Raw genomic sequence first — 14,561 nt, 5'->3', positions numbered from 1 at the left:
CGCGGCGAGGGCGGTTCGGGGGCCCCACGCATGGCGTGGGGGGCGCGGAGCCTGGGGCGGAGCGCCGTTAAAGTGATCCGTTTGCGGCGTAAGACGAAGCCGATTCTGCTCGAGAACAAGTCGAGCTGGTCGAAGGACGCCAAGAAGGTCTGGATCGGCGGCGACCACCCGGTCGTCGTGCAGTCGATGACGACCACCGACACGGCCGATTACGAGAAGACGCTCGAGCAGGTCTACGCGCTGGCGATGGCCGGCTGCGAGGTCGTGCGGGTCACCTGTCAGGACCCCAAGGACGCCGCCGGGCTGCCGCACATCGTCGCGCGCTCGCCGGTCCCGATCGTCGCCGACGTGCACTTCGACCACAAGATGGCGCTGGCGGCGCTCGACGCGGGCGTGGCCAAGCTGCGCCTCAACCCCGGCAACATCACCAGCCGCGAGAAGACGGTCGAAGTCGTCAAGGCCGCGCTCGCGACCAAGACCCCGATCCGCATCGGCGTGAACATGGGCTCGCTGGCGCGCGATCTCGAGGAGACGATGGGCCACACGCCCGAGGCACTGGTCGCCTCGGCGCTGCGCCACGTCGACATCCTCGAGGACCTGGGCCACACCGACGTCATCATCTCGGTCAAGGCCCATGACGCCGTCAACACGATCTACGCGTACCGCCTGCTGGCCAAGGAGCTGGACGCGCGCGGGTCCCACTACCCGCTGCACCTCGGCGTGACCGAGGCCGGGCTCCCGTTCGACGGGACGATCCGCTCGTCGATCGGCCTGGGGGTGCTGCTGTTCGAGGGGATCGGCGACACGCTGCGCGTCTCGCTGGCGGCCGACCCGGTCGAAGAGGTCCCGGTGGCCTGGGGCATCCTCAAGGCGCTCCAGATCCGCGAGAAGGGCTTTGAGATCACCGCCTGCCCCTCGTGCGGCCGGGCCGAGATCGAAGTCGTCAACCTGGCCCGGATGGTCGAGGCGATCGCCAAGGAGTACACTGCGCCGGTCAAGGTCGCGGTCATGGGCTGCGTCGTCAACGGCCCCGGCGAGTCGAAGATGGCCGACGTCGGGATCGCCGGGGGCAAGGGCAAGGGAGCGATCTACCGCAAAGGCGAGCTGGTCGGCACCTATCCAGAAGTCGAACTGCTGGCCAAGCTTCGTGAAGAAATAGAGAAGGTAATTCGGGAACAATACCCGGACTTTCTCCACGAGGTCGATCGTGAGCCAGCTACTGCCTAGCCTCCGCCTAGTGATCGCCACCGCCGTGACCGCCCTGGTCGCGTCACTGGCGGTCGCCTTGTCGACCCCGGCCTCGGTCAGCGTCGACGGGCAGCGGATCGCCTCGGACGTCTCGCCGGTCACCACCGCGGACGGCCGCGCCTTCTTGCCGTTGCGCGCGGTCGCCGAAGCCTCGGGCGCCCAGATGAGCTTCGATACGCACAGCGGCGCGATCACGGTGCGCAAGGGCACCGACGTGCTCGTGATGCGTGCCGGGACCGATCGCGCCAACCTCAACGGGCACCGCATCGTTTTGGCGCACGCGCCGTTCACGGTCCGCGGCCGCACGATGGTCGCCAGCGCGACGATCGCGACGGCCTTCGGTTCGACGGTGCGCTTCGACGCGCGCCGCGATCGCGTAGTCGTCCGCTCGCCGGGCGTCTTCGTCGCCGGCGCCTCCGACGACGAACCGTAACGCGCTCCACACGATTCGTCGCTAGAATGACGCCGTGATCTGCGATGCGGGGCCGGTGGCCGCGATTCGACAGCCGACCGGACCGGCGCACTATCAGGTCGGCGAGGTCACGCTCGCCGACGGCACGGCCTTCGAGGTCTGGGGCGACGACAACGGCAAGGGGTTCTTGAAGAACGTGCGCACCGGCGATCGGGTCGAGATCTGCTTCGGGCCCACCCGGCGATGGGCCGACGAGGGGCCGGACGTGCGGCCGGCGTTCGCGGTCGGGGTGCGCACCGGCGACACCTACACCTCGGTCGGGATCCCGGGGAAAAATGCGCTCACGTTCCCGCCGCGCGGGAACGTCGAGCTGCGCCGGCCGACGGCTCCTTAGCGTCGAGGCCCCGCCGCGCGGGGTATACCAGCAGCGATCTGTCAGGGAGGATCGCTCGTGCCGTCAGGCAAGCTCTCGCGCCGCCGGTTTCTGGTCGCTTCCGCGCTGCCGGCCGTCGCGTTCGGCATCGGGCTGCGACCGCAGCTGCTCGTTGCGCGTCAAATCGTCGCCGTCACCGTCGCGCCGCGCGGCCCGCGCCCGGTCGCGGTCGCGCTCACGGTCAACGGCCAGCGGCGTGCGCTGACCATCGAGCCGCGAGTGACGCTGCTCGACGCGTTGCGCGAACGGCTCGGGTTGACCGGGACGAAGAAGGGCTGCGATCAAGGCCAGTGCGGCGCCTGCACGGTGCTGGTCGACGGCCGCCGCGTCAACAGCTGCTTGACGCTGGCGATCGCGGTCGAAGGCAAAGCCGTCACCACGATCGAGGGTTTGGCGCACGAGGGCACGCTGCACCCGGTGCAGCAGGCGTTCATCGACCAGGACGCGTTCCAGTGCGGCTACTGCACGCCCGGACAGATCTGCTCGGCGGTCGGCCTGCTCAACGAGAAACGGCCGCTCGACGCGGACAGCGTGCGCGAGCAGATGAGCGGCAACATCTGCCGCTGCGGGGCCTACCCGCACATCGTCGCGGCGGTGCGCGCGGCCGGCGGTGCCGGCTGATGCGGCCGTTCGCCTACGTGCGCGTCACCGGCGCCGACGAGGCGCAGCGCGCTCTCGCGACGCAGCCGCACGCCGCGTTCTTGGCCGGCGGCACGACGCTGATCGACCTGATGAAGATCGGCTGCGCGACGCCGGCGACGCTGATCGACATCGGCGCGCTGCCGCTGGCGCAGATCGAGACCCGATCCGACGGGACGCTGCGGATCGGCGCGTTGGCCAAGATGAACGACGTCGCCGACGATGAGCACGTGCGCGCCGCGGCGCCGGCGATCGCGCGGGCGCTGGCGCTGAGCGCCTCGCCGCAGGTCCGCAACATGGCCACCATCGGCGGCAACGTCATGCAGCGCACGCGCTGCGTGTACTTCCGCGACGTGACCCAAGCGTGCAACAAGCGCCGCAACGGTGAGGGCTGTACCGCCATCGGCGGCGACGACCGGCAGATGGCGATCTTCGGGGCCAGCCCGCGCTGCATCTGCGTCCATCCCTCGGACCTGGCCGTCGCGCTGCTGACGGCCGACGCGACGATCCATCTGCTGGGCCCGCACGGCCGGCGCACCCTCTCGTTCGACGGCTTCCACCGGCTGCCGGGCGAGGACCCTGAGCGCGACACGATCCTCGGCCGCGACGAGCTGATCGAAGCGATCAGCTTCGTGCCCACCGCGCTGACGCGCAACAGCGCGTACCTCAAGGTGCGCGATCGCAACTCGTTCGCCTTCGCGCTCGTCTCGGTGGCGGCCGGGCTGGACGTGCGCCACGGCGTCATCCGCGCCGCGCGGCTCGCGCTCGGCGGCGTGGCCGCGAAGCCCTGGCGGGCCCATGCGGCGGAGGCGGCGCTGATCGGCAAGCCGGCGAGCCGAGCGACGTACCTGGCCGCCGCCCAGGCGGAGTTGGCGGCCGCCAAACCGCAGCGGCTCAACGCCTTCAAGACGACGCTGGCGCGCAACGCGATGGTGCGCGCGCTGGCGCTGGTCGGGGGTGCGGCGTGATCGGGCCGGGCGTCCCGCGCGTCGACGGCGTCGCCAAGGTCACCGGCGCGGCGCGCTACTCGTACGAGGAGCCGCTGCCGGGCGTCGTCTACGGCGTCATCGTCCCCAGCGCGATCACGCTGGGCCGGATCGTCGCGATCGACGAGCGCGAAGCGCGCGCGGTACCGGGCGTCCTCGAGATCCTCACCTTCAAGAACGCGCCCAAGGTCAACGCCGACGCGGGGGATCGCAAGCTCAAGCTGCTGCAGGACGACCGCGTGTGGTACGACCGTCAACCGGTGGCGCTGGTCGTCGCCGACACGTTCGAACGCGCGACCGACGCCGCTTCGCGCCTGCGCGTCCACTACGTCGAACAGCCGCCGACGACGACGATCGACGGCCGCGGCGCCGACGAGTTCACGCCCAAGAGCGCCAACCGCAACCCGCCCGACACCAGCCGTGGCGATTTCGCCGCCGCGTTCGCGGGCGCGCCGGTGCAGCTCGACCTGCACTACGTGACGCCGCGCGAGTTCCACAACCCGATGGAGCCGCATGCGACGCAGGCCGTCTGGAACGGCGAGCGACTGACCGTCTACGACGCCTCGCAGGGGCCCGATGCGCGGCGCGACTCGATCGCGAAGGTGCTCGGCATCGCGCCGGCCGACGTGCGCGTCATCACCCGCTTCGTCGGCGGCGCGTTCGGGTCGAAGGGCGGTACGAACCCGCACACGCTGCTGGCCGCGATGGTGGCCAAGATCGTGCGGCGCCCGGTCAAGATCGTGCTCACGCGGCCCGAGATGTTCGGCGGCTTCGGCAACCGGCCGCACACCGAGCAGCGCATTCGCATCGGCGCGCGGCACGACGGCACGCTGGTCGCGCTGGCGCACGACGTGCGCACGTCGGTCTCGCGCTACGACGACTTCATCGAGAACTGCGCGGTCATCACGCGCATGCTGTACGCGGTCCCCAATCAGGTCACCACCCACCGTGGCGTGCGCTACGACGTGGTCACGCCGACCTACATGCGCGCGCCGGGCGAGTCGAGCGGGTCGTTCGCGCTCGAGTCGGCGATGGACGAGCTGGCCTACGCGACCGGCGTCGATCCGGTGCAGCTGCGGCTGCGCAACTACGCCGAGTCGGATCCGGACAGCGGCAAACCGTGGTCTTCGAAGTCGCTGCGCCAGTGCTATCTGCAGGGCGCCGAGCGGTTCGGCTGGTCGCGTCGCACGGCGGCGCCGCGCTCGATGCGCACGCCGGACGGGCTGCTGGTCGGGATGGGCATGGGCACCGCGACGTATCCGTCGAACCGGTCGACCGCGGCCGCGAACGTCACCCTCAACGCCGACGGCAGCGTGGTCGGTTCGAGCGCCGGCGTGGAGATCGGCACCGGCGCGTACACCGCGTTCACGCAGATCGCGGCCGAGTCGGCCGGCGTGCCGGTGAGCCGGGCGCGGTTCGTGCTGGGCGACACCGAGCTGCCGGACGCGCCGGTGGCCGGCGGCTCGCAGCTGACGGCCAGCGTCGCCAACGCCGTCGCCGCGGCGGGCGAAGACCTGCGCCGCAAGCTCGCCGCGCTGGTCTCGGGCGCCGACGGGCCGCTGCACGGCGCGAGCTACGACGACTTGGTCTTCGCCGACGGCCGCGTCGCGCTCGCGCACGACGCCGGCCGCAGCGAGACGTATCCGGCGATCTTGCAGCGCGCCGGCCGAACGTCGATCACGGGGACGGCGAAGACCGTCGCCGATCGCTCGACGCCCAAGCCGTACGCGGCGCACGCGTTCGGCGCGCACTTCGTCGAGGTGCACGTCGACCCGGACTTCGGGATGGTCAAGGTGGCGCGCGTCGTCAGCGCGTTCGCCGCCGGCCGCATCGTCAACGCGCGCACCGCGACCAGCCAGTTCCTGGGCGGCACGGTCTGGGGCGTCTCGATGGCGCTCCACGAGGGTTCGCAGGAGGACCTGCGCAGCGGCCGGATCATGAACGCGACGCTCGAGAACTACCTGGTCCCGGTCAACGCCGACATCGGCAGCGTCGAGATCGTGTTGGTCGACGAAGCCGACCCGCAGGTCAACCCGCTGGGCATCAAGGGGATCGGCGAGATCGGCAACGTCGGCAGCGCGGCGGCGACGGCCAACGCCGTCTACCATGCGACCGGCGTGCGCGTGCGCGTGCTGCCGATCACGCCGGCGGCCCTGCTCACGGCCTAGGGCAGGGGCAGGGGCGCTCGTCGCGCCGAACGGTGAGCGCACCGCGATGACGACGAGCGTTTCCCCCACCCCACTGGTGGCCGCGAAAAGCGGCGAGGAGCTGCGGGCCTGGCTGGCGCCGGTCACGCCCGAGACGTTCGTGCGCGAGTACTTTGCGCGCAAGCCGCTCTACGTGAAGGGCTTTCCCGGCAAGTATGCCGGTTTCTTCGACCGCGAGGCCTTCGGTCGCGCGCTCGCGCCGGGCCCGGTCGCACCCGACTATTTGCGCGCCAGCTTCGACCAGAAGACCGAGGCGGGCACGTCGGGCGCGCCGCGCGCCGCCGGCGAGCTGCGCTCGAGCGCGTTTCGCGCCGGCCTCGACCAAGCGGTGCCGCTGTTCGACGCCGGTGCGACGCTGTGCGTCTCGCAGATCGAGACCCGCGTCACCGAACTCGCGCCGTTCGTCGCCGCGATCAAGCGTCAGCTCGGGTTTCCGGGCAAGGTCTCGTTCAACGCCTATCTTTCGCCCGAGGGCTCGGGATACAACTGGCACTTCGACGGGCGCATCGCGAGCACGCTGCAGATCGAAGGCACCAAGACCTGGCGCTTCTCGAATCACCCCGCGTTGACGTGGCCGCGCGCCAACGGAAGCATCCGCGCCGACGGCACGCCGCAATACGCCGACCCATCGGTCAGCGCGCAGCCGTGGGAGCGACTGACGCCGTTCGACGAGGACGACGTCACCGAAGTGCTGATGGAGCCGGGCGATCTGCTGATCTTGCCGGCCGGCGTGTGGCACGAAGCGTGCGGCGGCAGCGGCGGCTCACTGGCGCTCAACCTTTCGTTCACGCCGGTTTCGTACACGCAGCTGGTCGGCAAGCTGCTCGACGCGGCGTTGTTGCCCGAAGCGGGTTGGCGCGGACCCGCGCCGGTGCTGCCCGGCGCGACGCCGGGCGAGGTCGACGCCGACGGCGTCGCCGCGATCTCGGCGCAGCTGGCGCGCGCGGCCGAGGTGTTGCAATCGCTCAGCGGCGACGCGGCCGCGGTCGTGCGGCTGTGGCAGTCGTTCGTGCAAAACGGCACCGTCGCCGCCGCGATGCCGCTGGCGCAGGCGCACGTGACGACGCCGGTGCAGCCGGAGCAGCGCCTGCGCGTGCGCTCCGACGGGAACCTCACCGCGACGCTGGCCGACGGCGGCCGGACGCTGTGCCTCTTGATCGGGACGAACCGCGAGCTGGAGCTGGTCGGGCCGGCGGTGCACTTCGTGCGCCGCGTCCTGGCCGCGCGCGAGTTCCGCGCCGCCGACGCCGCGCAGTGGAGCGACAACGGTGCGGCCTACGCGTGGGACGACGTGCAGACGCTGCTCACCAACCTCGCGAAAGCGGGGCTGCTGGAGGACGCGCCGGCGGATTGAGCGCTCCGGACCGCCGCGAGCGGCGCGAAAGCGCGCCCAGGCCGCGCTGTTCGCGACGCCGCCGGCGTTCGCGAGCGCGCGTGCCGGGATCCGTCGCGGCGCGACGCCGGCGACGAAACGCCGCACCGGCGCCAATGCGATCGCCTTGAAGACGCCGGTCGCGTCGGAACGGCCGTCGACGATGCGCGTCTGTCGCTGGATGAGGATCCCCGCCAGCCGTCCGTCGGCGTCGAAGACGCCGCCGCCGGAATCGCCCGGGCCGCAGCGCGCGCAGCGCACGAGCAGCTCGCCGGGCGGCGCGTCCAGCAGCGCGAAGGTCGAGGTCGTCCAGGCGGCGCCGTACGGATCGCCGATCACGGTGCCGCCCGCCGGTTGATCGTCGCCGAAGCGCGCGATCGCGTACCGGTCGCCAGGCAGCGGGCGCACCGCGAGCAAGGCGAGATCCTGCGCGCGCGCGACGGCGACGATCGCCGCGGCGCGTCCGGTCCGCGGTGAGAAGAAGCGCTGCACCCAACTGCCGGTCGGCACGTCGTCGCGTAAGTACACGCGCGGCGCCGCCAGGTCGGCGACGACGTGCTTCGCGGTCAGCACCAGCAGCGTCCCGTCGGCGCGCCGCGCGACGATCTCGCCGGCACCGAACTCTGCCGAGCCCGCGCGTCCGCTGCTCGTCATTCCGCCGATGGTGACCGTCGCGTAGACCGGGTCTGAGGCGGCGAACGCCGACAACGGCGCCGCGCTCGAGACGGCGAGCGCCAACACGATGGGCAGCACGATCGCGACTACTCCCGCGCCGCCCCGTGCGGCGCCTGCGTGCGCACGAGAGAATTCGATGAGAAGCCGGCGTCAGCCGGCCGTCAGCACGCCCTCGCGCAGCGTCGGCACCACGGCGAGACGGTCGAGCGCCGCGCAGCGCGTCAAGTCGGCGGCGAAGCCCTTGGCGGCGATCTCTTGCGCATGGTCGGAACTGGCGATCGCGTCGGCCAAACGGCTCGCGACCGAACGGTACAGCAACGCCGCGGCTCGCGCTCCGTCGTGCAGCTCCGGTTCGTCGATCAGCGAGAGCAGCGCGTCGACCAGCGCGCCGGCGCCGATGGCGTCTTCGAACGCGAACGCACCCTTCTCGCCCGAGCAGACGATCGCGATCGGGCCGTCGTCGACGGCGAGCGCGTCCGCGACGGCGGTGCGGTTGAGCAGCGCACAGGTTCGAACCGACGCGGCCTGCGCGTTCGCGGCGGCGCGGATCGCGCGCGTGCCGTTGGTCGTCGTCATCACGATCGTCTTGCCGGTGACGACGTCGGGCGTCATCGCCGCCGGCGAGTTGCCCAGGTCGAAGCCCGCCAAGCGGGTCACGTTGCGTTCGCCGCACAGCAGCACGCGATCGCGGCCCAGCCGCGCGCCGAGCGCGACGGCCTCGTCGGGCTCGACGACCGGGATGACCCCGGACGCGCCGTTGGCCAGCGCGGCGGCGATCGTCGAGGTCGCGCGCAGCACGTCGAACACGACCGTCTGCGTACCGCGCAGGTTCTCCGGGGGCCAGGGCGGTGCGAGGAGGACGTCGATCGAGCGGCGCATCCGGCGCTACTGCGCCTCATGAGCCATAACGTCCTGGACCTGGTGGTCGAAGCGATCCCGCACCTGCGCGGCGGCCTGGGCCCGGAGTCCGCCGGGTTCACCGCGCGCTTGCTCTACGAGAACTTGAGCCTGGACGCGTGCGCCGTCGTCGACGTCGAGCACGTGTTGGCGTACGTCGGACGCGGCGAGGACCATCATCTGGTCGGTGGCCCTTCGTTGACGGGCTTGACCCACCGCGCGCTTTCAACCGGCGAGGTCATCACCGCACGGGCGCGCGAGGAGATCGGGTGTCCGGAGGCGACCTGTCCGCTCACGTCGGTGACGATCGCGCCGTTCGTCGTGCGCGGGACCGTCGTCGGCGCGCTCAAGCTGTACCGCGCCGGCACGCCGATCGAGGCCGACGACGAACGGGTCGCGATCGGTTTGGCGCGCGTGTTCTCGGTCTCGCTCGAAGCGGCGGAGCTCGACGCGCGCGAGGCGCTGGTCACCAAGGCCGAGCTCGACGCGCTGCGCGCGCGCGTCTCGCCGCATTTCTTGTTCAACACGCTGACGACGATCGCGTCGTTGACCCGCACCGATCCCGTTCGCGCGCACGACCTCGTGGTCGACTTCGCCGAGTACTTCCGCGACTCGCTCGCGCCGCACAGCGAGTTCGTCTCGCTCGACGAGGAGCTCGAGCACGTCGAGCAGTACCTGCGCTTCGAGCACGCGCGCTTCGCCGGACTGCACGTCGCGTTCGAGGTCGATCCGCGCGCGCGCGTCGCGCCCGTACCGGTGCTCTCGGTGCAGCCGCTGGTCGAGAACGCGATCGGACACGGCCTGGCGCCCAAGGGCGGCCGCGGCACGGTGCGCATCGGGGCGCGTCCGGCAGGCGAGGGGACGGAGATCACCGTCAGCGACGACGGCGTCGGCTTCTCGCCCGGCACGGCGGTTCCGAGCGGCAACGGCATCGGGATGGACAACGTCAACCAGCGCCTGACCAAGCTGTTCGGTCCGGCCAGCGGGCTGCGGGTGACGAGCCGGCCGGGCGCGGGGACGACGGTGCGCTTCTACGTGCCCGCGTCGATGCCGGCAGCGGCGCGCTGATGCGCGCGCTGATCGTCGACGACGAACCGCTGGTGCGCAGCGAGCTGGTCTACGTGCTCGGCACGGTCGCCGACGACGTCGAGATCGCCGAGGCCGGCGACGCCGTCGAAGCGCTGGCGGCGTTGGCCGCCCAGCCGTACGACGTCGTCTTCCTGGACATCAACTTGCCGGGGCTCAGCGGCTTGGAGGCGACGAAGGTCATCAACGCGATGCCGGCCGCGCCGCAGGTCGTGTTCGTCACCGCGCACGATACGCACGCGGTCGACGCGTTCGAGTTGGCGGCGGCCGACTACGTCGTCAAGCCGGTCTCGCAGGAACGTTTGGCGCGCACCATCGAGCGGCTGCGCGCCTCGCGCGGCGCGGTGGCGCGCGACGCGGGCAAGCCGCTCTCGCGCGTCGCGCTCGAGGACGGCGAGCGCACGCGCCTCGTGAAGATCGCCGAGATCCGCTACGTGCAGGCCAACGGTCACGTCGTGACCGCGCGCTTGTTCGACGGCGAGCTGCGCTGGAAAGGCGCGCTGGCCGACGCGGCCGGGCGGCTCGAGCCGGCCGGGTTCCTGCGCGTGCATCGCGCCTACCTGGTCAACCCCGAGCGGGTGACCGAGGTGGAGCCCTATTTCGGCGGCACGTACCTGCTGCGCGTCGACGACAAGCAGCGCAGCGAGGTCCCCGTCTCGCGCGGATACCTCCCGGCGGTCAGAAGGGCACTCGGCCTCTAGGGATCGTCAGTCGAGCGCTTGGACTTGGTTGGTCGAGAAGACGCGGAACCGCGTGTCGAACGAGTGCGTCTCTTGGTGCTTGGTGATGCGGCTGTGGATCAGCACGTCGCGCGCGACGCGGCCGTTGCCGAGGTCGCGCGGGGCGCTGGTCTCGACGCGGATCAGCGGCGCTTGGCCCTGACCCGGCGGCTGCAGTCGTCCTTGGCGCACCAGGTAGCGCACGATGTCGTTCTGGACCGACATCGGCAGCGAGCGGAAATCGTCGTCGATGGTCGGAGCGAACTCGACGGTCTTCGGTTCCGGCTTGTTCTCGACGTAGCGGACCACCGCATCCCAATCGTCGGCCGCGATCGCCATGAAGCTGCAGAAGTAGCGGTGCACGATGCGGTCGGGCGACTTCATCGGTTCGGTCCGGTCGACGCGGACGCGGGTGGCGATCCGGCGGGCCCGGACGGCCAAGGTCATCTGCAGCTCGGGCTCGCCCAAGAGCACCGGCGAGACGAACGCCAGCCCTTCGCGGGCCAGGGCCATGCCCATGACGGTGACCGAACGGCCGCCGCTGATGGCCATGGCTTGGAACTTCCCTTGGCGTGCGCCGGCAGCCCCGTTTTCGAACCAGAGCGAGTCGCGCTTGCCGAAGAGCTGATCGAAGAGCTGCACTGCTCCCATGCTACACGAGATATCGGCAAACAACCCTCCACCTGACTACCATCTTGGCCCGACTTGACCTTAGTTTGACGCCCGGCGTGCGCTCGAACACGGTTTCTGCGCTTTGGTCGGGGAGGTGATCGAGCGAGCCCGGGGCCGGCGGTGCGCATTTCGCGCCGCGATTCGGCCGTTTCGCGCACCGCGGCGAGACGGGGCTGCCCGGCGACGGTAGCGTGGTGGCGTGCCTACACGACCGATCTTGATCGCCGTCGCCGGCGACGTCTCCGAGCAGATCCACGCGTTCGCCGCCGACCTGGGTGCCGAGCTGCGCGGCGTCCACGCGCGCGTGGTGCGCGGCTCGGGGAGCGTCGTCTCGCGGACGCTCCGCGCCGCCTTCGATCTGACCGTCTGGCTCGAGGGTGAGGGCGTCGCCCCGGAAGCGCGCCTGGCCGACCTGCGGGTGCGGTACGACGGCGGCGTGTGGATCGTCGCGCGCGACGGCACCGTGGTCGGCGCGCGCGACGCGGTGCGCTTCGTCGCGGACCGCGCTCGCGCGCTGGGCGCGCGGGCGGGAGCGGCGGCATGAGGGCCGATCGCGTCGCGGCGTTGGCCGCCGCGCTGGTCGCGGGCGGGCGCGGCGTGGTCGCGCTGGACGAACCGGCGCGCAGCCGCCGTTTCGCGGCACTCGAGCTGCCCGACACGGCGGAGGTGCGGCGCGCCTGGCGTGAGGTCGCCCTCGAGGCGCCCGGCTGGGAGCGCTTCGCCGGCGGCGCGATCCTCTCGGACGAGTCGATCCGCAGCACCGGCGCGCGTGGCAGCGTCGTCGCGGCGCTGCGCGCGCGGGGGATCGTGCCGGGCGTCGCGCTCGACGCCGGCGCCGCGCCGTTGCCGGGGACGCTCGGCGAGCCGGTCACCGAAGGGCTCGACGGGCTGCGCCGCCGGCTGACCGAGTACGCGCTGCTCGGCGCGGGCTTCGGAACCTGGCGCGCCGTGTTTCGCGCCGAACCGTCCGACGAGGCCGTCGCGGCCAACGCGCACGCCTTGGCGCGCTGCGCCGCGCTGGCGCAAGAGAACGGGCTCGTCCCGGTGCTGGAGCTCGAGCTGCGCGACGAGGGCGATCACGACGTCACCGTCGCGGCGGCGTCGGCCGAGCGCGTCCTGCGCCGCACGATTGCGGAGCTGGCCGCGGCACGCGTCGCGTTCGACGGGCTGCTGCTGGCACCGACCATGGTGGCCGCCGGACGGTCCGCCCCGGCCAACGACGACGTCACCGAGGTCGTGGCGGAGACGCTGCGCGTGCTCGGAGCGACGGTCCCGGTCGCGGTGGCGGGGATCGCGTTTCTGATCGACGGACAACCGCCGGCGCTGGCGGCGCAGCGGCTGTGCGCGCTCAATCGCGCGATGCCGCGGCGGCGCCCCTGGCCGCTCACGTTCTCGTACGGTGCCGCGCTGCGCACCGCCGCGCTCGAGACGTGGCGCGGGCGCGAGGAGCGCGTCGCCGACGCGCGCCGGCTGCTGCTGCACCGCGCCTACTGCGCCAATGCTGCCGCGTGCGGCGCGTACAGCGCGAAGCTCGAGGACCCGCGGACGCTCGCGTTCCCACTCGCAGCCTGAGCCGGAGGGGGACGGGCGCCCCCTGCGAAGCCACCCCGGAATGTCGTTTGCCTCCCGCCTGTTTGCTACCAGTTCCGTCGAGAAGCTGCGCGAGCAGAGCAAGAGCAAGACGCTCCGGCGCGCGCTGACGGCCAAGGACCTGGTCTCGATCGGGCTCGGCACGATGATCGGCGGCGGCATCTTCACCACCATCGGGACCGGCGTCAAGGGCGCCGGCCCCTCGGTGATCATCTCGTATCTGATCGCCGGACTGACCTCGTTCTTCGCCGCGCTGTGCTACGCGGAGCTCGGTGCGATGGTCCCGGTGGCCGGCAGCGCCTACACCTACGCGTACGCCACGATGGGCAAGCTGTTCGCCTGGATCATCGGTTTCGCGCTGATCTTCGAGTACGGCATCAGCGCGGCGCCGGTCGCGCAGCAGTTCTCGGCCGCGGTGCAGGACCTGGGCAAGGGGATCGGCATGGTGCTGCCGACCTGGGCGCAGCAGTCGAACTTGGTCATCAACGGGCCGTGGTGGCTGCCCGGCAGCTACGACCTGGCCCACTCGCAGTGCGACGTGGTCGGCGCGGCGTTCGTGCTCGCGCTCAGCGCGCTGCTGGCGATCGGGATTCGCGAGTCCGCCAGCGCGAACAACGTCTTCGTCGTGCTGAAGATCTCCGCGCTGATCGTCTTCATCATCGCCGGCTTCTTCCTGTTCCACGGCGCCAACCTCGCCCAATTCAACCCCAAGGGTTGGGGCGCGCTGGTGCCGTTCGGCGGGGCGGTCGAGTCTTCACAGCCGTACGGCATCATCCCGATCGCCGCGTTCGTGTTCTTCAGCTACATCGGCTTCGACACCGCGACGACGACGGCCGAGGAATGCAAGAACCCGCAAGTCGACGTGCCGCTGGGCGTGATCGGCGCGCTCGCGATCGGGACGGTGATCTACTGCGCGACCGCGATCGTGCTGGTCGGCGCGGTGCCGTGGACGCACGTCCCCGCCAAGGACCCGCTGGTCTACGCGCTGGCGCCGCTGCACCTCCCGATCCTGACCTGGGTGATCACGATCGGCGTGCTCGCCGGCACGACCAGCGTCGCCTTGGCCTCGCTGCTGGGACAGTCGCGCATCTTCTACGTGATGGCGCGTGACAAGATGCTGCCGCCGGCGGTCGCGCACGTCAGCCCGCGCTTCAAGACGCCGGTCGCGACGACCGCGCTGACCGGGATCGCGGTCGCGATCCTGGCGCTGATCGTCCCGCTCAACGAGCTGCTCAACCTGGTCAACATCGGCACGCTGATCGCGTTCACGGTCGTGTGCGCGGGCGTGCTCTACTTGCGCGCGCGCAAGCCCGACATTCCGCGCGCGTTCCGCGTCCCGTTCGTCCCGCTCTTCCCGATCCTGGGAATCGTGTTCTCGCTGTTCCTGGCGATCTTCGGGCTCTCGCGCACGACCTGGATCTGGTTCGTGCTGGCGCTGGTCGTCGGGCTGGTGTTCTTTTTCAGCTACGGGTTCTGGAAGTCGAACCCCGAGCAGATCGAAGCCGTCGTCGAGCCGGCCGGCCTCGAGGAGTACGCCTAGGTCCGCGGCGGATTCCGCGCAGGTCGCGGGCCGTTTCGCGCAGTTCGGGGTGGCCGGCGAGACGAGCACGGCGCCGGCCGGTAGG

Annotated in this window: 16 protein-coding genes; 14 read left to right on the top strand and 2 right to left on the bottom strand. The window is 71.4% G+C overall.

The features are described from left to right. The first annotated feature begins 72 nt into the window (after positions 1-72). The 9 genes from ispG to VMD91_01445 all read left to right on the top strand — a co-directional run bounded on the left by ispG (position 73) and on the right by VMD91_01445 (position 7,774). Entirely contained in the window at positions 73-1,227 is a 1,155-nt protein-coding gene (gene ispG, locus VMD91_01485) for a flavodoxin-dependent (E)-4-hydroxy-3-methylbut-2-enyl-diphosphate synthase (protein HTW82721.1), read from the top strand. Positions 1,228-1,237: 10 nt separating this feature from the next. Further along, positions 1,238-1,681: a copper amine oxidase N-terminal domain-containing protein gene (locus tag VMD91_01480; GenBank protein HTW82720.1), complete on the top strand. Its 444-nt coding sequence runs from the start codon at positions 1,238-1,240 to the stop codon at positions 1,679-1,681. A gap of 34 nt (positions 1,682-1,715) precedes the next feature. Next, positions 1,716-2,054, top strand: a complete 339-nt coding sequence (locus VMD91_01475) for a hypothetical protein (protein HTW82719.1) — start codon at positions 1,716-1,718, stop codon at positions 2,052-2,054. Positions 2,055-2,111: 57 nt separating this feature from the next. Continuing rightward, positions 2,112-2,714 (top strand): 2Fe-2S iron-sulfur cluster-binding protein, encoded by a 603-nt coding sequence (locus VMD91_01470; GenBank protein HTW82718.1) that lies wholly within the window; start codon positions 2,112-2,114, stop codon positions 2,712-2,714. Further along, positions 2,714-3,700 (top strand): xanthine dehydrogenase family protein subunit M, encoded by a 987-nt coding sequence (locus VMD91_01465; GenBank protein HTW82717.1) that lies wholly within the window; start codon positions 2,714-2,716, stop codon positions 3,698-3,700. Before VMD91_01470 ends, VMD91_01465 begins: the two co-directional genes overlap by 1 nt. Next, positions 3,697-5,886, top strand: a complete 2,190-nt coding sequence (locus VMD91_01460; GenBank protein HTW82716.1) for a xanthine dehydrogenase family protein molybdopterin-binding subunit — start codon at positions 3,697-3,699, stop codon at positions 5,884-5,886. The genes VMD91_01465 and VMD91_01460 overlap by 4 nt, the downstream gene beginning before the upstream one ends. 46 nt (positions 5,887-5,932) lie before the next feature. Further along, positions 5,933-7,279 (top strand): cupin domain-containing protein, encoded by a 1,347-nt coding sequence (locus tag VMD91_01455; GenBank protein HTW82715.1) that lies wholly within the window; start codon positions 5,933-5,935, stop codon positions 7,277-7,279. Between the two features lie 199 nt (positions 7,280-7,478). Further along, positions 7,479-7,655: a hypothetical protein gene (locus VMD91_01450; GenBank protein HTW82714.1), complete on the top strand. Its 177-nt coding sequence runs from the start codon at positions 7,479-7,481 to the stop codon at positions 7,653-7,655. Further along, complete coding sequence (locus tag VMD91_01445; GenBank protein HTW82713.1) at positions 7,652-7,774, top strand: hypothetical protein; 123 nt, start codon at positions 7,652-7,654, stop codon at positions 7,772-7,774. Before VMD91_01450 ends, VMD91_01445 begins: the two co-directional genes overlap by 4 nt. A 348-nt stretch (positions 7,775-8,122) precedes the next feature. On the opposite strand, the gene VMD91_01440 is transcribed toward VMD91_01445, so the two are convergent. Then, on the bottom strand, positions 8,123-8,851 hold the full coding sequence (locus tag VMD91_01440) for a 2-phosphosulfolactate phosphatase (protein HTW82712.1): 729 nt from the start codon (positions 8,849-8,851) through the stop codon (positions 8,123-8,125). An 18-nt stretch (positions 8,852-8,869) separates the two neighbouring features. Here VMD91_01440 and VMD91_01435 point away from each other — a divergent pair, with 18 nt between their 5' ends. Both VMD91_01435 and VMD91_01430 read left to right on the top strand, forming a co-directional pair. Next, positions 8,870-9,937, top strand: coding sequence for a histidine kinase (locus VMD91_01435; protein HTW82711.1), 1,068 nt, complete (start codon positions 8,870-8,872; stop codon positions 9,935-9,937). Further along, on the top strand, positions 9,937-10,656 hold the full coding sequence (locus VMD91_01430; protein HTW82710.1) for a LytTR family DNA-binding domain-containing protein: 720 nt from the start codon (positions 9,937-9,939) through the stop codon (positions 10,654-10,656). Before VMD91_01435 ends, VMD91_01430 begins: the two co-directional genes overlap by 1 nt. A 6-nt stretch (positions 10,657-10,662) precedes the next feature. Here VMD91_01430 and VMD91_01425 read toward each other — a convergent pair whose 3' ends face one another. Further along, positions 10,663-11,325, bottom strand: coding sequence for a hypothetical protein (locus VMD91_01425; GenBank protein HTW82709.1), 663 nt, complete (start codon positions 11,323-11,325; stop codon positions 10,663-10,665). A gap of 220 nt (positions 11,326-11,545) precedes the next feature. Between VMD91_01425 and VMD91_01420 the strand changes: the two genes are divergently transcribed. The 3 genes from VMD91_01420 to VMD91_01410 are packed head-to-tail and all read left to right on the top strand — an operon-like array spanning position 11,546 to position 14,476. After that, positions 11,546-11,890 (top strand): hypothetical protein, encoded by a 345-nt coding sequence (locus VMD91_01420; GenBank protein ID HTW82708.1) that lies wholly within the window; start codon positions 11,546-11,548, stop codon positions 11,888-11,890. Next, positions 11,887-12,918, top strand: coding sequence for a class I fructose-bisphosphate aldolase (locus tag VMD91_01415; protein HTW82707.1), 1,032 nt, complete (start codon positions 11,887-11,889; stop codon positions 12,916-12,918). Before VMD91_01420 ends, VMD91_01415 begins: the two co-directional genes overlap by 4 nt. Before the next feature lie 40 nt (positions 12,919-12,958). Beyond that, complete coding sequence (locus VMD91_01410) at positions 12,959-14,476, top strand: amino acid permease (GenBank protein ID HTW82706.1); 1,518 nt, start codon at positions 12,959-12,961, stop codon at positions 14,474-14,476. Positions 14,477-14,561 lie beyond the last annotated feature (85 nt).

Source organism: Candidatus Sulfotelmatobacter sp. (genome assembly GCA_035504415.1).
GTDB lineage: Bacteria > Vulcanimicrobiota > Vulcanimicrobiia > Vulcanimicrobiales > Vulcanimicrobiaceae > Vulcanimicrobium.
This window is presented reverse-complemented; position numbering and strand designations above follow the sequence as displayed.